Consider the following 23,296-nt stretch of genomic DNA (forward strand, 5'->3'; position numbering starts at 1 on the left):
GTTGTCTGCTGCTCATATCCAAACATCGGGAAGGCGGGGCGCACATGAAGGCAAGCTGGATATTCTCGGCCAACGACGTGGTGATCAACCTGGGGGTCATCACCGCCGGCGCCCTGGTCGCGTGGACCGGGTCCAATTATCCGGATCTGATTATCGGCACCATATCGGGAGTCATTGTACTTAACGGGGCCAGGCGTATTCTGGCGTTGAAGGGTTAAATAATTGCTCATTATTGGCAACAAGCACTCGTCGTATGCCCTGTTTTCCATATCGAGCCTGCTGGCAGCGTCAGATCAGGCTGCAAAGTGGCTGGTGCAGCAATCAATGGCCTATGGCGAGTCTATTTCAGCGACCCCGTTCTTTAACTGGGTGCACGTATGGAACACCGGTGCCGCATTCAGTCTTTTTGCGAATGGCGGAGGCTGGCAGCGCTATTTTTTAATCGGAATCGCGGTGGTGGTCTCGATTTTCCTGATCAAGCTGATTCTTGAAAATCGTCATAAAGGAGAAGCCTTCGCTTACAGTCTTATCCTCGGTGGCGCCATGGGCAACCTGATTGACCGAATATTTCGCGGCTACGTTGTGGATTCCTTTGATTTCTATTGGCGGGACTGGCACTGGCCGGCCTTTAATCTGGCTGATATTGCTATTGTCACCGGTGCCTTGCTTTTCGTTTCCGGCAGTTTGTTGGGCGAAAAAACAAACACCAATACAAACCCAGATAGGCAAGGCTGACGTTACAGCTATGAACGCCATTGGGAAGAATGTGCGGTTCGCTAAGCGTGGGCTTCTTATCGTGTTTTGCTCAGACCCGGCAAGCGGGTCATCCTGTAGATAGTCCATCGCAAGTTCATTTGCCAGGTCTAAAACCTTGAAGGCAAGCGATCGGAGAATGCGGAGGCCTTCCGTATCGCGCAGCGGCTAGATGAGTTCTTGGAGAATGAATTCAACCTCCCCTCCCCCCTACAACTTCCTGACGACACAAAACCGCTTGAACGAAAATAGTGAATTAAAGCCTGATACCGGTTCTACATGATAGGAATATCATTCATCGGTTAGAAAAATAGCAGCAGGAAGCGAGAGAGCGTCGCTAATCTGGTAGATTTTGAGCAGAGTAATGTTCTTTTCGCCACGCTCAATGTGACCCATATAGCTGCGGTCCAAGCCTGCTAAACTTGCAAGCTCCTCTTGGGATAGGCCTTTCTGCTTTCGCATTGCTCTAACCTTTGCGCCAAATGCCTGAAGACGAGCATTGCTCATGGAAGTCTCACCTAAAAGTGAGAACTATCATTTTTTGATGCCTGAGCATCCACGGACTATAATACCCATTTTCCGTTTGGGTGGAGAATGTCTCACCTGCAAAGAAATGCGCCATGCCCATGTGGTAGCGGGGTTAAATACAAGAAGTGCTGCTTGCCAAGGCAGGAAGCAGAGCTGCACGCCACGAACCAAGGGCAGGTATATGCGTTATTGAACCAGATTATTCCAGACACAATTGGCTCGCCCGACGAAAACAGCAAGGAGTTCCAGCGACTTGAGGAGTGGGCTAATCGCTATTTATCAGGGATTGATCGCCGGCACCCTCTATTTGAGCCTCTGTCCGATCATTTGTGCACACACAGTGAAATCATTGCAATCGCCAAACAACAGAAGATCCATAGTTATTTGTCCGTGGCCGAACCTCTATATATTGCATGGCTAAATTCTTGACCATCACTACCACATGGTTGTTACGGGTGATTTATCTATTTAAATTGAGGTTACACCCAATGTGTGAGGTGCTTATGAAATTGAAAGTGCAGAAAATTAGTAATGGCGCAGGACTTCGAGTCCCTAAAACTGTCTTGCAGCATCTTGGTCTTGATGTGGGAAGTATCGTTGATATGGAACTGACTGATGAGCAGTTGATCATTCGCCCAAAGCCCATGCCGACCTTGGAAGAGATGTTGGCAGCTTGTACACCAGAGAATACCGCACTGAGCGAGGAAGACCGCGAGTGGCTTAGCGATGGTCCGGTCGGTAAAGAGATTTTGTGATCCCCTGCCCGGCGCCACCAATAATGTAACAGGGATGCAGCGGTTGCGTCGCGCACAGTTGACACGGCATTCGTGCTACCCGATTGATTATCATAATAAAATACACCACTTGGTGTGCATACATGGTAAATAGAGTAATTGCTACTATAACGGGATACTTCAGGAGCAACCAAACCAAAGGGAAATCCGCATGCCCCTCTACCTCAAATATCTCATTACCGCTGCGCTGGTCGTGCTGATCTCTGAAGTTGCTCGACACAGCGACAGACTGGGCGCCCTGATCGGTGCCTTGCCATTGGTAACCCTGCTTGCCATGTTCTGGCTCTATATGGGGAATCAGCCCGTGGAGAAAATCGGCAACCACGCCTGGTACACCTTCTGGTACGTCATCCCGACGCTACCCATGTTTGCCCTGTTTCCGTTCCTGCTGGATCGCTGGGGATTTCTCGTTTCCATGGGCTGCAGTGTGCTGCTCACGATTGGCTGCTTTGTGGTACTCGGACTACTGGTCCGGCCTTTCGGCATCGAGCTCTGGTAGCACCAGACTTAACCCGGGCGTTCCCCCAGCCACCGATAGGCAACCGGCACCACCAGCATATTCAGTGCAGTCGAGCTGATCAGCCCCCAGAGAATCACCACCGCCATGGGCGCCTGGATTTCACTGCCGGGCTCCCCGCCGGCCATGGCCAGCGGCACCAGGGCCAGTGCCGTGGCCAGGGCGGTCATCAGGATGGGTACCAGGCGTTCTTCAGCGCCCTGACGGATTGCGCTTTCAAGGTCCAGCTTGTGCTCACTCATCAGCCGGCGGATGTGGTCGATCAGGATGACCCCGTTGCGGGTGGCGATGCCAAACAGGGTGATAAAGCCGATCACCACTGCAATATTGATAATGCCTTCCGTGAGCCAGACCCCCACGACACCGCCAATCAGCGCCAGGGGCAGGTTGATCATCACCAGGCCGGCATCCCTGGCAGAGCCGAATGCCGTCATCAGCAGCAGGAAAATGCCGGCAATCACCACGGCACCAAGAAGCATCAGGCGGGTATTGGCCGCCTGGGCGCTTTCAAACTGACCGCCGAAGTCCAGATGGTAGCCGGTGGGCAATTCCAGCTGCTCATCCAGAATCACACGGATATCCTCCACCACGCTGATCAGGTCGCGCTCCGCCACATTGGCCATGACCACCAGGTTCCGTTGCACGTTTTCACGGCTGATGGTGTTGGCTCCCCTGCTCTGCCGAATCTCTGCCAGCGCCTCAAACGGCAGCACGGAGCCATCCGGCAGGTTGATCAGGGTTTGCCGTAACGAGTCGATATCCCGGCCCGCCGACTCGGGCAGCCTGACAACCAGATCGAAACTGGCCAGCCCTTCGCGAATCTGGCCGGCGGTAATGCCGGTGAAGGCGCCCTCCAGCAATTCCGCCGCTTCGGCGGCGCTAACGCCGTAGTTGGCCATGGCAGCCCGATCAAAACGCACTGTCACAAAGGGAATCTCACTTTGTTGATCCATGGCCACATCCACCGCCCCGGGCACCTGTTTCACCAGTGCCTCGGTTTGCTTGCCCAGACGGCGCAATTCATACAGGTCTTCGCCGAACAGCTTGATGGCGATGTTGGCGCGGGTACCGGAAAGCATGTGATCGATCCGGTGAGAAATGGGCTGACCAATGACAATATTGACGCCGCGGACGGCGGAGAAATCGTGGCGTAGCGCCTCAAGCAGGGCTTCCTTGCTGCGCTCGCCCATGACCAGCGAGGCCTCGATTTCCGACGCGAACACCTGCTGGGCATGGGGGTCCAGCTCTGCCCTGCCCGTCCTGCGCGCCGTGGTGCGTACCTCGGGCTGGGCCAGCAGGATTTTCTCCACCCGGCTGCCAATCTGGTCGGACATTGCCAGGGAGGTGCCGGGCAGGGTCACGGCGCTGACCGTCAGGCTGCCTTCGTTAAAGGCCGGCAGGAAGGCACGGCCGGCAAAGCCCAGCGAGCCCAGCGATACCACCAACAAGATGACAGCGCCGCCGAGCACTGACTTCGGGCTGCCAAGCGCCTTGTCCAGCCAACTTCGATAGTGGGCTTTCAGCCAGATGATAAAGCGGGTGTCATGGCCGCTATCGATGGCCTTGGAACCGGGTAGCCAGAACAGACATAGCACCGGCGTCACGGTCAGCGCCACCAGCAAAGAGGCGCCCAGGGCGACCACATAGGCGAGGCCCAGGGGCGCCAGCAGACGCCCTTCCACCCCGGCCAGGAAGAAGATCGGCAGGAACACCAGAATGATGATCAGGGTAGCAAAAACAATGGAGCCTTCGATTTCCCGGGTGGCCTTGAAAATCACCTGCAGGGCCCGGTCCCGGTCAGTGCCGGCCTGTTTGTTTTCGCGCAGCCGGCGAATGATGTTTTCCACCACGATGATGGCGTCATCCACCAGCGCCCCCAGCGCGATGGCCATGCCGCCCAGGGTCATGGTGTTGATGGTGCCGCCCATCCAGCGGATCACCAGGATCGCCACCAGCAATGACAGCGGGATCGCCAGCAAGGCAATGGCGGTGGCCCTGCCGCTCAGCAGGAAGGCAAACATGATCACCACCACCAGGATGGCCCCGTCACGCAGTGCCTTGCTGAGGTTGGACACGGCCGTATTGATGAAGTCGGCCTGCCGGAACACCCGGGTCTCGATCACCATGCCATCCGGCAGGGAGTCCTGCAGATCTGCCAGTACCGTATCGAGCTTCCCGGTTAGCGCCAGGGTGTTGGCGTTGGGCTGTTTCTGAATGCCGATGACCACCGCCGCATCCCCGTTATAGGCTGCCGTGCCCCGGCGCGGCGCCGGGCCAATGCTGACCCGAGCCAGATCCCGGACCAGCACTGGCATGCCATCACGGCGTGTGACCACCGAGGCGCCCACCGCGTCCAGATCCCGGGCCCGGCCCAGTCCCTGGATAAGAAATTCCTGGTTGTTGTGGGTGATGAAACCCGCCGCCGCATTGCGGCTGGCGTCACGCACCGCATCGGCCAGCTCTGTGAGGGTCACCTCGTAAGCCGCCAGCCGCTCGGGATTGGCGATCACCTGGAATTGGCGGGTTTCCCCGCCGAAGGGAATCACCTCGGCGACCCCGGGCACCGCCAGCAGGCGGCGGCGAATGGTCCAGTCGGCGGCGGTTTTCAGGGTCATTTCGTCATGGACAGACGAATGCAGGGCAATAAACAGGATTTCACCCATCACCGAGGATACCGGCGCCAGCTGGGGCGGTGGCAGGTCCGGTGGCAGGCTGGACATGGCCCCCTGCAGTTTTTCGGAGACGATCTGGCGGGCCAGATAGATGTCCGTGCCCCACTCGAATTCGACAATCACCACGCTGTTGCCCACACCGGTATTGGAGCGCACCCGGCGCACCCCCACAGCCCCGTTCATGGCGCTCTCGATGGGGATGGTAACCAGCGCTTCCACATCCTCCGGCGGCATGCCGTGGGCTTCCGCCACAATGGTCACCGAAGGCGCAGTGAGATCCGGGAACACATCAATGGGCGTTTTCAGTGCCGCCCAGCCACCCCACAACAGCAGGCCAAGGGATGTCGCCAGCACCAGCAAACGGTTGTGCAGCGACCAGCGAATTATCTGATCTATCATGAGCAATCCTGGGGCGGTAAGGGCTTAGTGGGCGTGACCGTGACCGATGTCGTCGCCACCACTGGCAGCCAGACGAACGGACCAGGCACCCTGGGAGACAACCCGCTCCCCGGCACTCAGCCCGGAAACGATTTCTATCCAGTCACCATCGACGATGCCGGTTTGCACTTCCCGCCGGGCGAAGGTTTCGCCGCCACTGTGGATGAACACCACCTGGCGGCCGCCATCGTCCACCAGGGCACTGCGGGGCACTGCCAGCCGGGGCTCTGCGGGGCGGGTGAAGAGGTGGGCCGCAAAACGGCTGCCCACCAGATCCGGCCCGGTTTCTCTCGGGTATTCCAGGGTCACCGAGGCCGTGCGGCTTTTCGGCTCCACCGATGCACTGACCTGCACCACACGGGCACCGGTGGTGCCGTCCAGAATTTGAGTTCCCGCTACCGGGTGGTCAAACCAGGCGCCGCTGGTGGCATGGAGCTGATCGGCATAATGCTCCGGCACCCGCACCTGCAGCCAACGCCGTGTGGGCGTGGCAATGCGGAAGACCCGTTCGCCGGCGCGCACGAAGGCCCCGGGCCGGGCCTGCACGTCGATGACTTCGCCGGACACCGGGGCGCGCAGCGCCAGCCCGGATGCCTCGGCGCCCGTCTGTGTCTGTGTCAAACGGGACTGTGCCGCCTGGAATTCTGCCTGAGCGACCCGCAGGCTTTGCTGCGCCTCATCCAGGCGACGGCGAGGGATCGCGCCTTGTTCAAACAGCGGCGTTAACCGTTGAACGTCGGCCTTTGCCAGCGCCAATGCGCTGCGAGCCCGCTCAAAGGCAACCCGGGATTCCCCCAGGTCGGCACCGGTACCGAGACGGGGAATCAGGTAACCCAACGTCTCTCCGGCTTCCACCTGTTGCCCGGCCCTGGCCAGACCCTGGCTGGAAAAATAGCCATCGCCGGGGGCAGGAATATCCGCCCCGCCATCGGCAGGCGCCATGACCGTGGCAAAACCGGGCGCCGACGGTCTCATGGGTCGGGGCTTGGCGGGTACAGAGGCAAAATCCGATTGCCACTGCTGCTCTTTCTGGAAACTGATTTCCCCTTCCACGGCGGCCTGGTTGATGTTCACCGCTGTCGCATCGGCAAATACTGTCACCGGACCCAGTTCGTGGGTGACCTTGCCGTTGCCGGTATGGAGTATCACGGCAAGATCGAAATCTCCCGCCGATTTGGGCGTCACCACCGGTGTAAAAAGCCCGTCCCGGGTGGGGCTGCTGACCCGAAAGCCGGCCACGATGTCACCATCCCTGCGCAGCACCACATCCACCCTGCCCTCAGTCACCGGCTGGTGATCTGCCAGGCGCGTAAAGTGCGCAATAAACCGGGAGGGCTGGCCTGCGACCAGGGCCGGGAATTCAACGAACAATTCGCTGGCGTCGGTGTAGTGGGTATAGGACAGCTCGGCACGATGCCCGGCATCGCCGTTGCCGGGCTGGGGGCTGTCGCAGCCCACCAGCGCCAGCATCAGGATGCCAAGAACACAGGACTTAGTGCGCATGGGGTTCGTCGTCGCCATGGGCGTGACCGTGGTCATCGGTTTGCGGACTCGCTTCCATGGTCTCTTCGGAATCGGTGGCATCGCTGGCTTGCTCATCGGAAGCTGTATCTGAGGAGGCTGCGTCGTCTCCCGGATAGAACGCTTCGGTTTCCGGCGCGCTATCGTGGGCATGTTCTCCGTCATGGGCATGGGCTGCATCGCCTTCGTGGGCGTGGCCATGATCGCCGTCATGGTCCTGCCCACAGGCGGCCAGTACCGCGAACAGGCCAGCCAGCACTACCGGACGCCAGATGCCGTTGATTTTTTGCATGGTTATTTCCCCGTCAGTTGTTGCCATTGGATGTAAGCCTGTCGTGCAGCCAGAGCGTGCTCCAACCTGCGTTCCTGTAATTCATAATCCGCGCGGTAGGCATCCAGCAGTGCCATGATGCTGATTTCACCGGCGTTGTAGGCAGCGCGGGCAGTGGTCACCAAGGCGCCCTCCTCGCTGGCATCACTGTCACCGCCATGGCGAGCCAGGGTTTCACTGGCGCGTTTATTTGCCTGGAACTGCTCGATATACGCAGTGTGCTCTGCCTGCAATTGCTGAACCGCAAGTTGGCGTTCCGCCTCCAGCAAGTCGGCCCTGGAACGGCTTGCCGCCGCCTGGTGCTTGCCATTACTGCCGATGGGCAGCTCCATGCCCAATGCCACCACATGGCCGTCCGTTTCGAAGCCCGGCTCATCCACGTCCTTGCGGCCCAGGCTCAATGTCATGTCAGGCCAGCGCTGGCGACCCGCCGCCGTGGCCTGGGTACTGGCGCGGCTTACTTGGGCATCGTAGGCGGCAATCAAGGGGTGTAACGCCAGATCGGCTTCTTCTGAAGGAGTAACGTCGTTTCGGGGCAAAAGTTCGCCCTCAAGAGAGGAAATATCTGCGCCAGTGAGCACTTCAAGGCGGCCTTTTTCCGCCTGGAGATGACTGCCCAGCTGCAGGCGGCGGCCCGCATAAATGGCCACTTCCCGGCCAATGCGCATGGCGTCATAGCGGGACGCGTCCCCGGCTTCCGCCCGGGCCTGAATAGAGCTACTGAGTTGATTCAGGTCGCTATACAGCGCATCCAGCCGGGCATAGTGCTGTTCCGCCATCAGCGCCTGATAAAATGCCGCACGGGTTTGCGCCACTCTTTCGCGCTTTAACAGGGTGGTCCGCGCGGCCTCGGCATCCACATGGTGGCGCGCTGCAGCCCGCTCCAGGCGTTTGATGCCCGCCAGATTAAAGCGCTGACTCAGCGACAGTGTGGTTTCGCGGCTTTCCCCGCCGGGCACATCCAGACTTTCGCGCTCATAGCTGATCTCCGGGTTGAACCAGCGGCCAGTGGCGCGGCTTTCCCCTTGTGCTTGTTGCTCTCTGGCGGACAGGGTTTGCTGAAAGGTGCTATTGCGTAATGCCTGCTTGACGGCATCCCCCTCGTTCAAGGCCAGCGCCGGGGTCGGGAAGGCCAGCAGGAGCCCGGCAGTACTAATAGCCAGCAGCGGTATGATTCGCATCTCAGGCTCCCAGCCAGCTCAGCAGTGTCTCGATGGCATGATGCTGAACCAGCACCGCAACCAGCATGGCAGGCAGTGCCAGCAGACAGGTCCACTCGAACCAGCGGCGTGTTGTGGGATCTGCTTGATGGGGTGAAATCAGGCGCTGGATGCGGGTTTGGGTGTCCCCGCTGTTTACCGACTGAGCCCCCTTCAAATGAAGTTGCTGGAGACTCAGTACCCGCAGCAGCGTTTCTGCCACGTCGAATCGATCAAATCGCTGGGTAACGGCATCGTCGGCCGCTTCTTCCAGCGCATTCTCCCACGCTGTCCGCAGACGCTTTGCCAATGGAGGAACAAAAAGCGCCAAAAGCAGCACCACAAGACGATTTCGGAGTGGGTCGCCGTGGCGCAAATGGGCACTTTCGTGGGCCAGCACAATGCGTCGCTGGTGAGGATTCAGGCTGTTAAGCAGGCCGGAGGAAAGGAGTACCGCTGGCTCGCTGCCACCCACCGCCAGCGCCACTGCCCGCGTGTCCTGCAAACGGCGGAATCTACCCTGCCCATTGGACAGTGTTATCAGTGCCTGCAGCCGCTGCTGCAGGCGCCGTTCCGTTAACAGCGTACGGAACAGGGACACCATGACCATAACGAGGGCCAGCAAGGCAACGGCACCCTGCCAGGCAGGCAGTGCGCCCTGTTCGGCGGAATTCAAGCAGGCATGAATATGATCATGGCTATGGGTGCCACAATGGCTGGCCATCCATTCCGAGGACGGGAACAGGTTCGCCGCCAGGATGGCCGCTATCATCACCAGTGGCAGCAAGACAGCGGAAAACGCCACCATCAGGATTCGCTGCTGACGTATCCGGGGAGCGATGCCTGAAGGAGTCAGCCACTTTGCGATTACCACACCAAGAACCTGGCTGAGCAACCAGCCGATCATGGCAGCAGGAAAGACGGTATCAAGCACCACCATGGCGGTCATTGCTTGCCCCCGGACTGGGCCCGGCGCGCTCGGATTTCTTCTTCCAGGCGCGCCAGGTCCTCATCCGCGAGGGACTCTGTGGCCTGCACAAACGCCGCGATAGAAGCGGCGCCATCAAGCTGAAACCGCCCCATCACATCACTGATCATGTTGGCGATAAGGCTGTCGCGCTCGACAATGGCCGTGTAGTGATAGGCGTAACCCTGCTTCTCTCGGGTGAGGAGCTGTTTCTTGTAGAGACGATCCAGGGTGGACTGCACGGTATTAACGGAGATGCCCCTTTCCGTCCCGACCCTGGCATGGACGTCTTTCGGTGACAGGCCGGGATTTTCCCAGAGCAGATTCAGGACAGTCAGCTCGAGCTCCCCCAGTGCGGGGACGGAGTGAGATGCTGGTGGGGTGTGTTTTTTCATGGGCAGGGTGCGAATCCAGCGATGCAGTGACCTGAACAGTAACGAGCACAAAACCGAGCGTCAATCGGTTTTATGCTCGTTACTACTCAGCTTCTTGCTTCAGGTCGCAATATTACTAACCGCTTGATCGTCCACTTGGAGCAACTTTTGCCCACGCCATCGACCTGTGCACCATCATGCCGGACCGTTAGGAGTTTTCTCGTTTCCATGGGCTGCAGTGTGGGCTGCTTTGTGGTTCTCGGGCTGCTCGTCAGGCCCTTTGGCGTTGAACTCTGGTAAATGATAACGACGCTTGTCGATTCATGGTGTCTGCCAGCCTTACCGGCCTTAACTGCGGCTACCACGTAGGGGCTTGATAGATGCCCGTGAGATGGGCTTTCATGGGGCTAGATAGATGGCCAAGGGAGCGCTCTCATGGGCCGTGAATATCAAAGCACACCGCATCATGGCCACAGGCTTGCGGCCAGGGTGTTCCTTTGTGTGTTGCTGGCGTTGTTGTTCCTGCTGGCTCCGGCGTCACCCGCCCAGGACTCACCCTCTCCCGCCCCCTCTCCTGCTTCCGCTTCTGTCTGGGTAATGACCCTGGACGGCCCAATCGGGCCGGCACTCAGTGACTGGTTTGTTCGCTCCCTGGAAGAAGCCAATAAGGCTTCTGCGACGTTGTTTGTGTTGCAGCTGAATACACCTGGCGGGCTGGATAGCGCCATGCGCGACATGATTCGGGGGATTCTCGACAGTCGGGTTCCGGTTGCCACCTATGTATCACCCAGTGGCAGCCGAGCGGCCAGTGCGGGCACCTATATTCTCTATGCCTCTCATATTGCCGCCATGGCCCCTGCCACCAATCTGGGCGCAGCAACGCCGGTGCAAATCGGTGGGGGTGGCGGTCTGCCCTCGCCCTCCTCGCCCGATGATGAGAGTGAAAACGAAGAGAGTGCTGCCGCCAGCCCGGATAGTGCCTCGGCCCTGCATCGCAAGCGGGCGAATGATGCAGTGGCCTATATCCGTGGCCTGGCGGAATTGCGAGACCGCAATGCGGACTGGGCAGAAAAAGCGGTACGCGAAGCGGTGAGCCTGTCATCCAGCGATGCCCTGGCGAAAGGCGTGATTGATCTGAAAGCGACGGACCTCAATGACCTGCTTGCTCAGCTGGATGGACAAGCACTGAGCTGGGGCGATCAAGCGGTCAGCCTGGCTTTGGCTGATGCGCAATTGCATCAGGTGGAGCGGGACTGGCGCACGGATTTTCTGGCCATTATTACCGATCCCAGTATTGCCTACTTGCTGCTGCTGATGGGAATTTATGGGCTGGTACTGGAATTTTCCAACCCTGGCATGGGCGTGCCGGGCGTACTCGGTGCCATCTGCCTGTTGCTGGCGCTTTACGCTCTGCAGATGTTACCGGTGAGCTACGTGGGCCTGGGGCTTATCTTGCTGGGTGCGGTGCTGGTGGCTCTGGAAGCCATATCACCAAGTTTCGGGGTATTCGGTATCGGTGGGGTTATCGCTTTCGTGATCGGCTCGATCATGCTGATGGATACTGACCTGCCCGCTTTCCGTATTGCCCTGCCAGTGATTGCCGCGGTGGGGGTGGGCTCGCTGTTGCTGGTGGGCCTGTTTGTACGGCTGGCGGTGAAAGCCCACGAGGGCCCCCCGGTTACCGGGGCCGACACCCTGGTCGGGCAAACCGCCGTAGCGCTGGATGATTTTGAAGACAACGGCCAGGTGCGGGTGCTCGGAGAAATCTGGCATGCACGCAGTCAGCAGCCGGTACGCCGGGGCCAGTTGCTACAGGTCACCAACCGTAGCGACCTGATGCTGGATGTGAAACCGGACGACAAGGAGGAGACATCATGACCCCCTATTTCTGGTTGTCGCTGGCGATTATTGTCGTCGGCTTTGTGATCAGCATGTTCCGCATTCTGCGTGAATACGAGCGCGGGGTGATCTTCATGCTGGGCCGCTACTACCGGGTGAAAGGCCCCGGGCTGATCCTGGTGGTGCCGCTGATCCAGCAGATGGTGAAGGTGGACCTGCGCATCCGGGTACTGGATGTGCCCACCCAGGATGTGATCTCCCGGGATAACGTCTCGGTAAAGGTGAATGCCGTGTTGTATTTCCGGGTGCTGGACGCCGAGAAAGCGGTCATCAATGTGGAGGACTTCTACGCCGCCACCAGCCAGTTGTCCCAGACCACCCTGCGCTCGGTACTGGGCAAGCACGAACTGGACGAAATGCTCGCCTCACGGGATGAACTGAACAGCGACATTCAGGAAATCCTCGACGAGCAGACCGACAACTGGGGCATCAAGGTCACCAATGTAGAGATCAAGCACGTGGATCTGGATGAAGGCATGGTGCGGGTGATCGCCCGTCAGGCCGAGGCGGAACGTATCCGCCGCGCCAAGGTGATTCATGCCAATGGTGAAAAGGAAGCGTCTCAGGTGCTGCTGGAAGCAGCGAAAACGCTTTCGGAGCAGCCCCAGGCGCTGCAATTACGTTACCTGCAGACATTGACCGAGGTAGCCAACGAGCGCTCCAGCACGATTGTTTTCCCGCTCCCCATGGATTTGATTGAAAGCTTCACCAGCCGTGGAGGCCACGAACAATAAGCGCCAAAGAACGCCAATGCCGCTCGGGTTCACTTTTGAGAAAAGCGTAAAGAGCCCATTCTGCTCTTTACGCTTTCGCATTGATCAGTGATCGCGGTTGTGAGTATGTTCAAAGCGATAAGTCAGGTTTAACTGCACCCGTGGCGCTTCGCTGCGATCCCCTGCCTGGTTGTCGCGCATGCCGTATGCCAGCTCTGCCCCATAACTGAGGCTGTTATCGTGCTGGCGAATCAGGCTCAAGGTGCCGTAGCGGGTGCGACGCATGGCATTCCCGGGTAGCTCGGCGTCCTTTTCCAGGGTGATTTCGCCGCCGACAATGGCCAGTGTCCAGTCCGGACGGAACTGCCACTGCCCGGCCAGATAGCCGCCTTGAGCCAGAAGCGGCTTCAGTCCATCGGTAGCAAAGACGTAGCCATCCATACCGGCATCAGCGAAGCCTGACAGGTCATTATAATAATGCCCCATGGCCTCGCCGTAGCTGGCACTGGCCAGCAGAGTCAGGCTGTCGGTCATCGCCAGGGTGCCACTGACAACACCGCCGGTAGCGCTGGCGTATTGCTGGTCGCCATTGGCAAATTCCACCCCTATTTCCCGGTTCACCAGCGCGGTCCGCACGTGACCACGGCCATGGGGCTGATTCCAGGCGGCGATGACGTCAGGGCGGCGGCCACTGGCGCTGCTCAGGTTATCCGGGTCATAGACTTCCGGATTGGGGTCTTCCACAGCCAAGGTCAGATGTTCGCCCTGCCAGCGCACGCCCGTCTGGCGGGCAAAGATGGCGCTGTTGGGGCCCTGGGAATCCAGGGTCAGCGGCCAGGCCGCACCATCCAGCAAGGCGGTATAGCCGTAGCCGGCACGTAGAGCGCCGTATTCAAAATAGAAATCGCGTACCCGCAGATCGTAACCGTCGATGCTGCCGAACAGATCCACTGCAAACACTGCATTAGGCCCACTGCCCTCGCCCACTCGCAGGCCCAGCTGACTGTTCTTGCCATGCAACTCAAAATTCTGCTGATGGGTGTCGCCGGCAGGGATAGTGCTCGGGATCAGCAGATCATTAAGCCCTGCGTTCTTGTCATCGTAGATGGCATCCACGCTGACCTTGCCGAACACGGCGAAGCCGGGCCATTGCACGGGGTTTGAGGGGGTATGGGTTGGCGCATCCTGGGTCAGGTTGGCCTTGAGCTGATCCAGCTCCTGTTGAAGACGACGGATTTCAGACTGCGTGGTGTCCGCGTACAGGCCTGTTGTGGCCAGTACGGTACTGCTGAAAACGGTCGCCCAGATGGTGGTTCGCACCCTGGACATGGAAATCTCTCCTGAAGTCCACCGGATCACGGTGGGCGTTCATCTTTTTGCTTCGGCGTCCCGGGGTTGTGTGCCTTATGGGCTGTCCGGGGCGTGAAACGCGAAAGGCGCGGAGAATACGGATATCAGGCGTTGTTCGCTACTAGACGAAATGTTTAGTGCGGCAAAATTCGAGGGTGGGCGGACGAGCGGAATGCAGATTTTTGTGCCTGAAGGAGCGTGGAGAATAAATTGCCTGCGGCCGAACCTTCCCAACCCGGTTCGGCGGCAGGCAGCCTCCTACAAAAAGGCTTATTTGCTCAGGTGACGCATGGCCTTTTCCAGGCCTTCGATGGTGAGCGGATACATCTTGTGCTCGCTGAGCTGCTTGATCCACTGGGTGGAGGTGGTCATCTGCCAGGCGCGCTCCGGCTCCGGGTTTAGCCAGGCCACTTTCTCGTAGGTTTCCATGACGCGCTGGAACCAGACAGCGCCGGCCTCTTCGTTCCAGTGCTCCACGCTGCCGCCCACGGAGTTCACTTCGTAGGGGCTCATGGCCGCATCGCCCACGAAGATCACCTTGTAGTCACTGCCGTATTTATGCAGCACGTCCCAGGTGGAAATCTTCTCGTCCCAGCGACGGCGATTGTCCTTCCACACATACTCGTAGATGAAGTTATGGAAGTAGAAATATTCCATGTGCTTGAACTCCATCCGGGCGGCGGAGAACAGCTCTTCACAGAGTTTGATGTAGGGGTCCATGGAGCCACCTACATCAAAGAAGATCAGCACCTTGACGCGGTTTTCCTTCTGCGGACGCATCTTGATGTCGAGCAGACCGGCGTTGCGGGCGGTGGAGCGGATGGTGTCATCCATATCCAGCTCTTCATCGCGACCGGTACGGGCAAACTTACGCAGGCGACGCATGGCCAGCTTGATGTTACGCGTGCCTAGCTCCACGGAATCGTCCAGGTTGCGGAATTCGCGCTTTTCCCAGACTTTTACCGCCCGCTTGTTGCGCGATGGCCCGACCATGCGCACCCCTTCCGGGTTAGCGCCATAGCCACCAAAGGGGCTGGTGCCGCCGGTGCCGACCCACTTGTTGCCGCCCTGGTGGCGCTTTTCCTGCTCTTCGAGCCGCTTGCGCAGCTCGTCCATGATCTTTTCCAGGCTACCCAGGCCCTTGAGCTTCTCGAACTCTTCCGGGCTCAGGTTCTTCTCCAGCTCCTTGCGCAGCCACTCGTCCGGGATCACCTTGTTAAGCCAGTCCGGCTCCAGGTTTTCCAGCCCTTCGAAGTAGTTGGCAAAGGCCTGGTCGAAGCGGTCGTAGAACTTTTCGTCCTTGACCATTACCGCCCGGCTGAGCAGATAGAAATCCTCGATGGAGCCGAAGGCCACGTGGGCCTGCAGCGCATCAAAGAGATCCAGCAGTTCGCGCAGAGTCACCGGAACCCGGTAACGGCGCAGATTTTCGAAGAAACCAATCAGCATAATCAGCCAGCGTTGCGGTTAGCTTTCGCGACGGTTCATGAACGCCAGGCGCTCAAGCAGTTGTACGTCCGACTCGTTCTTCAGCAGCGCACCGTAGAGCGGCGGCACCGCGCTTTTGGTGTCGCGGTTGCGCAGGATGTCCGCCGGAATATCGTCAGCCATGAGCAGCTTGAGCCAGTCGATCAACTCGCTGGTGGATGGCTTTTTCTTCAGGCCGGGCACTTTGCGCAGGTCGAAGAAGATTTCCAGGGCCTCGGTGACCAGGTTCTTTTTGATCTCCGGGAAATGCACATCCACGATGGCCTGCATGGTCTGGGCATCGGGGAAGTTGATGTAATGGAAAAAGCAGCGACGCAGGAAAGCATCGGGCAGCTCTTTCTCGTTGTTGGAGGTAATGATCACGATCGGGCGCTGCTCGGCGCGGATGGTTTCCCCGGTCTCGTAGACGAAGAATTCCATGCGATCCAGTTCCTGCAGTAGATCATTGGGGAACTCGATGTCGGCCTTGTCGATCTCGTCGATCAGCAGCACTACCTGCCCTTCATGGGTGAAGGCTTCCCACAGCTTGCCTTTTTTCAGGTAATTGCCCACATCTTCCACCCCTTCGGCGCCGAGCTGTGAGTCACGCAGGCGTGATACTGCATCGTACTCGTACAGCCCCTGCTGGGCCTTGGTGGTGGATTTGATATTCCAGGACAGCAGCGGCAGGCCCAGGGACTCGGCCACCTGTTCTGCCAACAGGGTCTTGCCGGTACCCGGCTCACCCTTGATCAGCAACGGGCGCTTGAGGGCGATCGCTGCGTTAACGGCCATTTTCAGGTCGTCGGTGGCCACATATTGGTCAGTACCCTGAAACTGCATGAAACTCTCCACACTTGAACAGTTAATCGAACGGGTGAACGGGCGGCACACTCTACCAGCGGCCCGAAGAGGCCGCCAGTTACCCGCGGGCCAATCTCCACCCTCACTACAGGCAGGCTCCTGCAGCGGGTAAGGCTTAATGCAGGCAATTTAGCAAGGCTGCGCCACCCGGCAAAGGGCGAGAACAGCCAAGTAAACAGCGATTTACGTCACTTTGCTGTGAGGATTTGAGCGCGGATTCCCGGGCAGGCTGTGCCATAATCGGCCCCATGAATCTGCTGCTGCTGCACCCTCATCAACATCTTCATGGCAATCTCTGGCGTCTGGACGAGCGCCAGTGCCGCCATGTGCGCGACATTCTGGGATTGGCGGAAGGGGGTAGCTGCCGGGCCGGGATCGTTGGTGACGGCATGGGAAAAGCGCAGATAGAATCAATAGAAAACAATGAGATACATGTTTTATTTAAAGAGGATTCTCGCCCCTCCCCTCCTCTGCCACTTTCCCTGCTGCTGGCGCTGCCGCGCCCCAAGATGCTCAAGCGGATTCTGATTGACGCGACCAGCCTTGGCATCAAGCGCATCGTGCTGATCAATAGCTGGAAGGTGGACAAGAGCTACTGGCAAACCCCCAACCTGAAAGCCGACTTGCTCCGCGAAAAAATGCTGCTGGGACTGGAGCAGGCCCGTGACACCACCCTGCCGGAGCTGGTTCTCGCCCCGCGTTTCAGACCCTTCGTGGAAGATAACCTGAACGCCTGGGCCGGCCCGGGCCAACGTATCCTCGCCCATCCGGGCGATTACCCGCCCATGCCGGGCGATCTCACCGAGCCTGTGACCCTGGCCATCGGCCCTGAGGGTGGCTGGACCGATTACGAAGTAGAGATGCTGCAGCGACACGGGTTTGCCTGCCACAGTTTCGGGGCGCGGATTCTGAGGGTGGAGACGGCACTGCCGGCCCTGGTGGGACGTGTCATGAGGCTTCCGTAGGAGCGGCGCTCGAGCCACGAACCGCGATTGCCACGATCCGGGGATTCGCGCCTCAAGAGGCGCTCCTAGAGAAGAGACTTAACGGCGGTAAGGGCCGCGAGCCTTGCGAGGCGGCTTGCTGCCAGCGCGCTGGTGGCGCAGGCGGGCGCGGCCGTAGAGGCCGGTGTATTTCTTGCCCTTGAGCTCCACCTTGCCGATCAGGGCCTGAATCTGTTCGGGCTCAAGCTCCATCCAGCGGCCCTGACGCAACTGGGGCGGCAAGGTCAGATCGCCGAAGCGGATCCGCATCAGGCGCGCCACATCCAGATCCTGAGACTGGAACAGACGGCGCACTTCCCGGTATTTGCCCCCGGTCAGTGTCACCTTGTACCAGTGGTTGGCGCCCTCTTCCGCGCCGCCGGCATCTTCGATGCTGTCGAATTTGGAGACACCATCTTCCAACAGCACGCCATCGAGCATGGCCTGACGCTTTTCCGGGGTCATACCGCCACGCACACGCACGGCGTACTCTCGCACGAAACCGTTGGATGGATGCATGAGGCGGTGGGCAAGCTCACCATCGGTGGTGAACAACAGCAGGCCGGTGGTATTGATGTCCAGACGCCCTACCTGTACCCAGCGCATGCCCTGCAGTCGCGGCAGGTTATCAAACACCGTGGCGCGCCCTTCCGGATCGTTTCGGGAGCACACTTCGCCGGGTGGCTTGTGGTACATGATCACGCGCTGAACGATTTCTTCTTCCGCCTTCACTTTAATAATCCTGCCATCTACGCGTAGGGTGTCTTCGCTGCCAACCCGGTCACCCAGGGTTGCCACCGCGCCGTTGACCGAAACCCGGCCATCAGCAATCCATTTCTCCAGCTCCCGGCGGGAGCCCAGTCCGGCTCGCGCCAGCACTTTCTGCAATTTTTCAGTTTCAGTCATGACGTGTCTGGCTGTCCTCTGCACTATTTTCCGCAGCGGCATCCTCGCCGTCAGCGTCATTGGGGCTATTGTCAGCCGTCTCGGCCTCTTCGGCCACACTTTCATCGATAGCAACGGCTGCCTGCTTATCCTTGTCGGCAGCCGGTTTGCGGCGGAATTCCTGCTCGAAGCCGGATAACACCGAATCCACCTTGTCCATGCTCATCAAGGTGTCATCATCAATTTCCGGTTCCTGCTCCAGACCCGGGAAGGCTTCCTGGTCGCCTGGCAGGCGCTGTTCACGCTCATCGTCGAGCAGACCATGGCCATCTTCACCTTCCGGCGCCTCATCCATGTCGCCCGGGCCCGCTTTGGCGGGCGGCACATCGCTGAGTGCCAGCTCTTCATTGATCTTGTCCAGGTCGCGGATCTCGGACAGCGATGGCAGGTCCTCCAGGCTCTTCAGATCGAAATAGTCGAGAAACTGCTTGGTGGTGGCAAACATGGCCGGCCGGCCCGGCACATCCCGGTGCCCAACCACGCGTACCCAGTTTCTCTCCAGCAGGCTTTTAACGATATGAGAGCTTACTGAAACACCACGAATTTCTTCGATTTCGCCACGGGTAATGGGCTGGCGATAGGCGATCAGTGCCAGGGTTTCCAGAATGGCCCTACTGTATCGGGGGGGCTTTTCCTGCCACAGGCGGCTGACCCACTGGCCCAGTTCCGGGCGAGCCTGGAAACGAAAACCAGAAGCCACTTCTTTAAGAAAGATGCCCCGGTCAGTGTAGGCCTCACCGATCTCTTCCAGATATTTGCCCAGATCCTGCTTGCTGGGGCGATCTTCCTCATCAAAAAGCGCCTGCAGTGCATCCCGGTCAAGCGGTCCTTCCGCGACCAGAATGGCAGCCTCAATGATTCTTTTTATCTGTTCAGCTTCCACAGCTACCCCTCGGTTCCGTCATGGGCATCGGGTTCATCATCCACGCCGTCATCGGGTTCGTCTTCCAGTTCAAGTTGGGCCAGCACATCAGATTCTTCCAGCACCAGGGTCTTCGCTTTCACATGAATGGGAGCGAAGGGCCCGTTCTGTACCAGCTCAATCAGGCTGCCCTTGACCAGCTCAAGCGTGGCCAGAAAGGTGACCACGACGCCAAGCCGGCCTTCTTCAGGGGTGAAAAGCTCCACGAAGGGCACAAAGTCCCGGCCCTTGAGCTTGTCCAGCACATTGGCCATACGCTCCCGGGTAGACAGCTTTTCACGTGACACCTGATGGCTCTCGAACATATCGGCCCGGTGCATGACCTCCTTCAAGGCCAGCAGCAGCTCACGCATGTCCACATCAGGCTGCGCCTTTTCCCGGGTAAACTCTGGCCGCTTGGCTTCTGCCGGAAAAATATCCCTTTCCAGGCGCGGCAGCTGGTCGATGTCTTCTGCTGCCTGCTTGAAGCGCTCGTATTCCTGCAGACGACGAATCAGCTCTGCACGCGGATCATGTTCTTCGTCTTCCTCGTCCTCTTTCTGGCGAGGCAGCAGCATGCGCGACTTGATCTCTCCGAGCATGGCGGCCATCACCAGGTATTCCGCTGCCAGCTCGAAGTTCATCGCCTTCATCAACTCCACGTACTCCATGTACTGAGTGGTGATGGTGGAGACCGGGATGTCGAGAATGTCCAGGTTCTGTCGTTTGATCAGGTACAGCAGCAGGTCCAGCGGGCCCTCAAAGGCTTCCAGGAAGACTTCCAGGGCATCGGGCGGTATGTACAGGTCGTCCGGCAGCTTTGTGATCGCCTTGCCATACATCAAGCCAAAGGGCATCTCTGCCTGACTGGGATGCAGCGGCTTCATTATAGGTGTGACTGCAGGTTCTGCCGGTTCAGTCATCTTCTCTCCCGAGTGCGCCACGGCGCCTCAGCGGTAATTGAGGCCCATGGCGGCGCGGACTTCTTCCAGGGTAGCGCGAGCAGCCTCGCGGGCTTCCTCGCAACCTTCAGCGACCAGAGTGCGGACCAGATCCGGGTTGCGAAGATGCTCCTCGGCACGCTTGCGGATCGGCTCCAGCTCTTCCTGGACTGCCTCGATGATAGGCTTCTTGCAATCCAGACAACCGATACCGGCGCTGGTGCAGCCCTCTTTCACCCACTGGCGGGTGTTGTCATCGGAATAGACCATGTGGAACTGCCATACCGGGCAGTTATCCGGGTTACCCGGGTCGGTACGGCGAACCCGGGCCGGGTCGGTGGGCATACGGCGAATCTTGCTGTCGATATCTGCCTCTTCCTCACGCATGGTGATGAAGTTGCCGTAGGACTTGGACATTTTCTGCCCGTCCAGCCCCGGCATCTTGGAGGCGGGAGTGAGCAGCGCCTGGGGCTCGGGCAGGATTACCTTGCCACCGCCCTCCAGGTCGCCCATCAACCGTTCCTTGTCTCCCAGGGTGATGTTCTGCTGACTTTCCACCAAGGCGCGCGCAGTCTCCAGGGAGGCTTCATCGCCCTTTTCCTGGTACTGGCGGCGATGATTCAGGTAGACCTTTGCCTGCTTCTTGCCCATCTTTTTGATGGCTGCATCCACCGCTTCCTCGAAACCCGGCTCCCGGCCATAGAGGTGATTGAAGCGGCGCGCCACTTCCCGGGTAAGTTCCACATGCGCCACCTGATCGGCGCCCACAGGGACTTGCCCGGCCCGGTAAGCCAGGATGTCGGCAGATTGCAGCAGCGGATAACCCAGGAAACCGTAGGTGCTCAAATCCTTCTCGCGCAGCTTTTCCTGCTGGTCCTTATAGGTGGGCACCCGTTCCAGCCAGGACAGCGGCGTCATCATGGACAACAGCAGATGCAGTTCGGCGTGCTCCGGCACCTGGCTCTGGATAAACAGAGTGGCTGAGCCGGGGTTCACCCCGGCAGCCAGCCAGTCAATAACCAGATCCCAAACATGCTGTTCAATATTGTGTGGATTTTCGTATTCGGTGGTGAGTCCGTGCCAGTCTGCCACAAAGAAAAAGCATTCATACTCGTGCTGCAGACGCGCCCAGTTTTTCAGCACGCCATGGTAATGACCCAGATGCAGGCGGCCGGTAGCACGCATGCCGGAAACAACTCGCTGGGAAGGAACCACGGAACTCAAAGCCTACTCCTTAGAATCTTGTTTGGGTTATACCCGCACGCCGCTGTGTATTGCTCACAGGCAGGAGCGCACTAAACCCGATCTGCCGCACGATGCGACGGGCATCACGCGGGGGAAAGCCCGCGATTATACGGTGAACCGGGGTATCAGGGACAGTGGCAAGCAGGCCCTTTGCGGCACTCTGGGTAAAACATAGCCAGCCAGGGCGACATTCAGTAAATACTGTCCACCGGCCCGGCCCCTCCCCGGATCACTTCCGGGCCATCACCGTCGGCCATGGAAATCACAGTCGTCTCCATGACGCCACAGAAACCGCCATCAATGACCAGATCCACCTGCCCCTGCAGGAAGTCGCGGACATCCTGGGGATCAGTGAGCGGGAACTCGTCGTTGGGCAGGTGGCAGGTAGATGTCATGATCGGCTCGCCATGCTCGGCCAACAGCGCCTGGCAGATGGCATGATCTGGCACGCGAATACCGATATTGCGCTTTTTCGGGTCCATCAGCCGCCGCGGCACCTCGGTGGTGCCCTTGAGGATGAAGGTATAGGGGCCCGGGGTGTGGGCCTTGAGCAGGCGATAATCCGGATTTTCCACCTTGGCATAGATGGCCAGCGCAGACAGATCGTGGCACAGCAGAGTGAACTGGTGCTTCTTGTCCAGCTGCCGCAGGCGGATCAGACGATCCAGGGCATTCTTTTCGCCGATACCGCAGCCCAGCGCGTAGGTGGTGTCCGTGGGGTAGGCAATCAGCCCGCCGTTGCGAATCACATCCACAGCCTGCCGGATAAGGCGGGGCTGAGGCGTTTCGGGATGGATGTAGAGGATGTCGGTCATAAATAAGCAGTTAACAGTGAATAGTTAATAGTGAACAGCGGAAAACCCAGAAGGAGTCCATTTTCGGCCGGGAAGCAGTCTCAAAATAGGCAATACCACATACTAACAGTGAACTTTAAAAAACAGCGATAAACCTTTGTTTTAGCTGTTAACTGTTCACTATTAACTGTTAACTCAAGCCAACCGCCCTTCCCACACCGGCCTCGCGCCGTTCGGCACCGGCGGCAGCCGCCCCAGTGCCAGCCATTTCTGCTCCGGCGAGTGAAAGTCGGAGCCGGCGGACACCTGCAGATCAAAGTGCTGCCAGCATTCATCCAGCAACGCCGTCTGTTGCGGGGAGAGCCCGGGCATGGCCACTTCGAGACCATCGCCGCCGGCTTCCTTGAAACTGGCAAGAAACTGGCGCAGCTTCTTGCGCGTCATGTTGTAGGCCTGCGGATGAGCCAGTACCGCGCTGCCGCCAGCAGCATGAATATCAGCGATAGCCTCTTCCAGGGTGCACCAAGGCGTCGCCACAAAAGCGGATTGGCCCTGCTTCAGATAACGGTTGAAGGCGTGCCGGTGGTTGCGCACCCGGCCCGCTTCTTGAAGAAACCGGGCAAACAAAGGGCGCCCTGGCGCGTCGGTGCCTGCCAGTTCGCAGGTGCGCTCATAGCTGTTGGCCAGAGTGGCGGCACGATCAAGACGGCGGCCAATCTCCCTGGCACGGTTGACTCGCGCCTCTTGTTGGGCGGCAACCCTTTCCTGCAACTGACCACAATCGGTATCCAACCACAGCCCCAACACATGGTATTCGCGGTTTTCGTGGCGCACGGACAGTTCGATACCGTTCACCAGGCTGATGTCGTGCTCCCGGGCAGCCTCATGGGCCTCGGGCAACCCGGCCAGGGTATCGTGGTCAGTCAGGGCCAGACAGGTCACTCCATAGTCCGCAGCCCTCGACACCAGCGCTGCAGGGCTTAGAATACCGTCGGACGCCGTACTGTGACTGTGCAAGTCGATTGTATGGTTACAGGAGATAGCCAGATCCTCTCAAGGTTCTCGTTGTGTCTGCCGTGACTCCCTCAATGGGTCATAAC

Annotated in this window: 23 protein-coding genes and 1 pseudogene; 8 read left to right on the forward strand and 16 right to left on the reverse strand. The window is 59.0% G+C overall.

All coding sequences use genetic code 11. From position 1 onward, the window contains the following. Positions 1-218: pseudogene (locus Q0Y02_RS02285) on the forward strand (sodium:proton antiporter); the annotation flags it as partial. A 4-nt stretch (positions 219-222) separates the two neighbouring features. Further along, positions 223-735 carry a signal peptidase II gene (gene lspA, locus Q0Y02_RS02290; RefSeq protein WP_297763829.1) on the forward strand — a complete coding sequence of 171 codons (513 nt, stop codon included), beginning with the start codon at positions 223-225 and terminating at the stop codon, positions 733-735. A 309-nt stretch (positions 736-1,044) separates the two neighbouring features. Here the strand turns inward: lspA and Q0Y02_RS02295 are convergent, their stop codons facing one another. Then, entirely contained in the window at positions 1,045-1,260 is a 216-nt protein-coding gene (locus tag Q0Y02_RS02295; protein ID WP_011588651.1) for a helix-turn-helix transcriptional regulator, read from the reverse strand. Positions 1,261-1,347: 87 nt separating this feature from the next. Here Q0Y02_RS02295 and Q0Y02_RS16265 point away from each other — a divergent pair, with 87 nt between their 5' ends. From Q0Y02_RS16265 to Q0Y02_RS02305, 3 genes are all read left to right on the forward strand, one after another. After that, complete coding sequence (locus tag Q0Y02_RS16265; protein ID WP_011588652.1) at positions 1,348-1,710, forward strand: SEC-C metal-binding domain-containing protein; 363 nt, start codon at positions 1,348-1,350, stop codon at positions 1,708-1,710. Between the two features lie 74 nt (positions 1,711-1,784). Further along, complete coding sequence (locus Q0Y02_RS02300; RefSeq protein ID WP_031226830.1) at positions 1,785-2,036, forward strand: AbrB/MazE/SpoVT family DNA-binding domain-containing protein; 252 nt, start codon at positions 1,785-1,787, stop codon at positions 2,034-2,036. Between the two features lie 190 nt (positions 2,037-2,226). After that, entirely contained in the window at positions 2,227-2,574 is a 348-nt protein-coding gene (locus Q0Y02_RS02305) for a DUF3147 family protein (RefSeq protein WP_297763839.1), read from the forward strand. Between the two features lie 8 nt (positions 2,575-2,582). On the opposite strand, the gene Q0Y02_RS02310 is transcribed toward Q0Y02_RS02305, so the two are convergent. From Q0Y02_RS02310 to Q0Y02_RS02335, 6 genes are read right to left on the reverse strand one after another with little or no spacing between them, the layout of a single operon-like run. After that, a complete protein-coding gene (locus tag Q0Y02_RS02310; RefSeq protein ID WP_297763842.1) occupies positions 2,583-5,663 on the reverse strand; it encodes an efflux RND transporter permease subunit in 3,081 nt (1,026 codons plus the stop codon). Positions 5,664-5,687: 24 nt separating this feature from the next. Then, positions 5,688-7,223 (reverse strand): efflux RND transporter periplasmic adaptor subunit, encoded by a 1,536-nt coding sequence (locus tag Q0Y02_RS02315; protein ID WP_297763845.1) that lies wholly within the window; start codon positions 7,221-7,223, stop codon positions 5,688-5,690. Further along, positions 7,195-7,515: a hypothetical protein gene (locus Q0Y02_RS02320; RefSeq protein ID WP_297763847.1), complete on the reverse strand. Its 321-nt coding sequence runs from the start codon at positions 7,513-7,515 to the stop codon at positions 7,195-7,197. Before Q0Y02_RS02320 ends, Q0Y02_RS02315 begins: the two co-directional genes overlap by 29 nt. 2 nt (positions 7,516-7,517) lie before the next feature. Continuing rightward, a complete protein-coding gene (locus Q0Y02_RS02325; protein ID WP_297763850.1) occupies positions 7,518-8,735 on the reverse strand; it encodes a TolC family protein in 1,218 nt (405 codons plus the stop codon). A 1-nt stretch (position 8,736) separates the two neighbouring features. Beyond that, a complete protein-coding gene (locus Q0Y02_RS02330; RefSeq protein ID WP_297763854.1) occupies positions 8,737-9,702 on the reverse strand; it encodes a M56 family metallopeptidase in 966 nt (321 codons plus the stop codon). Next, positions 9,699-10,115: a BlaI/MecI/CopY family transcriptional regulator gene (locus Q0Y02_RS02335; protein WP_297763857.1), complete on the reverse strand. Its 417-nt coding sequence runs from the start codon at positions 10,113-10,115 to the stop codon at positions 9,699-9,701. The genes Q0Y02_RS02330 and Q0Y02_RS02335 overlap by 4 nt, the downstream gene beginning before the upstream one ends. Positions 10,116-10,529: 414 nt before the next feature. On the opposite strand from Q0Y02_RS02335, the gene Q0Y02_RS02340 reads away from it, so the two are divergent. After that, positions 10,530-11,972 (forward strand): nodulation protein NfeD, encoded by a 1,443-nt coding sequence (locus tag Q0Y02_RS02340; protein WP_297763860.1) that lies wholly within the window; start codon positions 10,530-10,532, stop codon positions 11,970-11,972. Further along, the gene (locus Q0Y02_RS02345) at positions 11,969-12,727 is read left to right on the forward strand and encodes a slipin family protein (protein WP_297763863.1); all 759 of its coding nucleotides are present in this window, start codon (positions 11,969-11,971) and stop codon (positions 12,725-12,727) included. Before Q0Y02_RS02340 ends, Q0Y02_RS02345 begins: the two co-directional genes overlap by 4 nt. Positions 12,728-12,811: 84 nt before the next feature. Here Q0Y02_RS02345 and Q0Y02_RS02350 read toward each other — a convergent pair whose 3' ends face one another. The 3 genes from Q0Y02_RS02350 to Q0Y02_RS02360 all read right to left on the reverse strand — a co-directional run bounded on the left by Q0Y02_RS02350 (position 12,812) and on the right by Q0Y02_RS02360 (position 16,366). After that, entirely contained in the window at positions 12,812-14,035 is a 1,224-nt protein-coding gene (locus tag Q0Y02_RS02350) for a hypothetical protein (RefSeq protein ID WP_297763866.1), read from the reverse strand. Positions 14,036-14,326: 291 nt separating this feature from the next. Then, a complete protein-coding gene (locus Q0Y02_RS02355) occupies positions 14,327-15,505 on the reverse strand; it encodes a VWA domain-containing protein (RefSeq protein ID WP_297763869.1) in 1,179 nt (392 codons plus the stop codon). 18 nt (positions 15,506-15,523) lie between these two features. After that, complete coding sequence (locus tag Q0Y02_RS02360; protein WP_297763872.1) at positions 15,524-16,366, reverse strand: MoxR family ATPase; 843 nt, start codon at positions 16,364-16,366, stop codon at positions 15,524-15,526. A gap of 269 nt (positions 16,367-16,635) precedes the next feature. On the opposite strand from Q0Y02_RS02360, the gene Q0Y02_RS02365 reads away from it, so the two are divergent. Next, positions 16,636-17,352: a 16S rRNA (uracil(1498)-N(3))-methyltransferase gene (locus Q0Y02_RS02365; RefSeq protein ID WP_297763875.1), complete on the forward strand. Its 717-nt coding sequence runs from the start codon at positions 16,636-16,638 to the stop codon at positions 17,350-17,352. Positions 17,353-17,430: 78 nt separating this feature from the next. Here Q0Y02_RS02365 and rluB read toward each other — a convergent pair whose 3' ends face one another. The 6 genes from rluB to Q0Y02_RS02395 form a co-directional block, all read right to left on the reverse strand. Then, a complete protein-coding gene (rluB, locus tag Q0Y02_RS02370) occupies positions 17,431-18,276 on the reverse strand; it encodes a 23S rRNA pseudouridine(2605) synthase RluB (RefSeq protein ID WP_035244382.1) in 846 nt (281 codons plus the stop codon). Further along, positions 18,269-19,198: an SMC-Scp complex subunit ScpB gene (gene scpB / locus Q0Y02_RS02375; protein ID WP_297763883.1), complete on the reverse strand. Its 930-nt coding sequence runs from the start codon at positions 19,196-19,198 to the stop codon at positions 18,269-18,271. The genes rluB and scpB overlap by 8 nt, the downstream gene beginning before the upstream one ends. Positions 19,199-19,200: 2 nt before the next feature. Further along, the gene (locus Q0Y02_RS02380; RefSeq protein WP_232221967.1) at positions 19,201-20,103 is read right to left on the reverse strand and encodes a ScpA family protein; all 903 of its coding nucleotides are present in this window, start codon (positions 20,101-20,103) and stop codon (positions 19,201-19,203) included. Positions 20,104-20,166: 63 nt separating this feature from the next. Beyond that, on the reverse strand, positions 20,167-21,381 hold the full coding sequence (locus Q0Y02_RS02385) for a tryptophan--tRNA ligase (RefSeq protein WP_297763886.1): 1,215 nt from the start codon (positions 21,379-21,381) through the stop codon (positions 20,167-20,169). A gap of 212 nt (positions 21,382-21,593) precedes the next feature. After that, on the reverse strand, positions 21,594-22,217 hold the full coding sequence (locus Q0Y02_RS02390; protein WP_297763888.1) for an L-threonylcarbamoyladenylate synthase: 624 nt from the start codon (positions 22,215-22,217) through the stop codon (positions 21,594-21,596). A gap of 174 nt (positions 22,218-22,391) precedes the next feature. Further along, positions 22,392-23,213: a PHP domain-containing protein gene (locus tag Q0Y02_RS02395; RefSeq protein WP_297763890.1), complete on the reverse strand. Its 822-nt coding sequence runs from the start codon at positions 23,211-23,213 to the stop codon at positions 22,392-22,394. Positions 23,214-23,296: the final 83 nt, after the last annotated feature.

It is taken from the genome of uncultured Alcanivorax sp. (assembly GCF_947258575.1).
GTDB lineage: Bacteria > Pseudomonadota > Gammaproteobacteria > Pseudomonadales > Alcanivoracaceae > Alcanivorax.

What these genes read in the sequence shown, in the direction of transcription:
- Q0Y02_RS02295 (WP_011588651.1), bottom strand. Translation starts at nt 1,260, where the DNA reads ATGAGCAATGCTCGTCTTCAGGCATTTGGCGCAAAGGTTAGAGCAATG.
- Q0Y02_RS16265 (WP_011588652.1), top strand. Translation starts at nt 1,348, where the DNA reads ATGTCTCACCTGCAAAGAAATGCGCCATGCCCATGTGGTAGCGGGGTT.
- Q0Y02_RS02300 (WP_031226830.1), top strand. Translation starts at nt 1,785, where the DNA reads ATGAAATTGAAAGTGCAGAAAATTAGTAATGGCGCAGGACTTCGAGTC.
- Q0Y02_RS02305 (WP_297763839.1), top strand. Translation starts at nt 2,227, where the DNA reads ATGCCCCTCTACCTCAAATATCTCATTACCGCTGCGCTGGTCGTGCTG.
- Q0Y02_RS02310 (WP_297763842.1), bottom strand. Translation starts at nt 5,663, where the DNA reads ATGATAGATCAGATAATTCGCTGGTCGCTGCACAACCGTTTGCTGGTG.
- Q0Y02_RS02315 (WP_297763845.1), bottom strand. Translation starts at nt 7,223, where the DNA reads ATGGCGACGACGAACCCCATGCGCACTAAGTCCTGTGTTCTTGGCATC.
- Q0Y02_RS02320 (WP_297763847.1), bottom strand. Translation starts at nt 7,515, where the DNA reads ATGCAAAAAATCAACGGCATCTGGCGTCCGGTAGTGCTGGCTGGCCTG.
- Q0Y02_RS02325 (WP_297763850.1), bottom strand. Translation starts at nt 8,735, where the DNA reads ATGCGAATCATACCGCTGCTGGCTATTAGTACTGCCGGGCTCCTGCTG.
- Q0Y02_RS02330 (WP_297763854.1), bottom strand. Translation starts at nt 9,702, where the DNA reads ATGACCGCCATGGTGGTGCTTGATACCGTCTTTCCTGCTGCCATGATC.
- Q0Y02_RS02335 (WP_297763857.1), bottom strand. Translation starts at nt 10,115, where the DNA reads ATGAAAAAACACACCCCACCAGCATCTCACTCCGTCCCCGCACTGGGG.
- Q0Y02_RS02340 (WP_297763860.1), top strand. Translation starts at nt 10,530, where the DNA reads ATGGGCCGTGAATATCAAAGCACACCGCATCATGGCCACAGGCTTGCG.
- Q0Y02_RS02345 (WP_297763863.1), top strand. Translation starts at nt 11,969, where the DNA reads ATGACCCCCTATTTCTGGTTGTCGCTGGCGATTATTGTCGTCGGCTTT.
- Q0Y02_RS02350 (WP_297763866.1), bottom strand. Translation starts at nt 14,035, where the DNA reads ATGTCCAGGGTGCGAACCACCATCTGGGCGACCGTTTTCAGCAGTACC.
- Q0Y02_RS02355 (WP_297763869.1), bottom strand. Translation starts at nt 15,505, where the DNA reads ATGCTGATTGGTTTCTTCGAAAATCTGCGCCGTTACCGGGTTCCGGTG.
- Q0Y02_RS02360 (WP_297763872.1), bottom strand. Translation starts at nt 16,366, where the DNA reads ATGCAGTTTCAGGGTACTGACCAATATGTGGCCACCGACGACCTGAAA.
- Q0Y02_RS02365 (WP_297763875.1), top strand. Translation starts at nt 16,636, where the DNA reads ATGAATCTGCTGCTGCTGCACCCTCATCAACATCTTCATGGCAATCTC.
- rluB (WP_035244382.1), bottom strand. Translation starts at nt 18,276, where the DNA reads ATGACTGAAACTGAAAAATTGCAGAAAGTGCTGGCGCGAGCCGGACTG.
- Q0Y02_RS02380 (WP_232221967.1), bottom strand. Translation starts at nt 20,103, where the DNA reads ATGAAGCCGCTGCATCCCAGTCAGGCAGAGATGCCCTTTGGCTTGATG.
- Q0Y02_RS02390 (WP_297763888.1), bottom strand. Translation starts at nt 22,217, where the DNA reads ATGACCGACATCCTCTACATCCATCCCGAAACGCCTCAGCCCCGCCTT.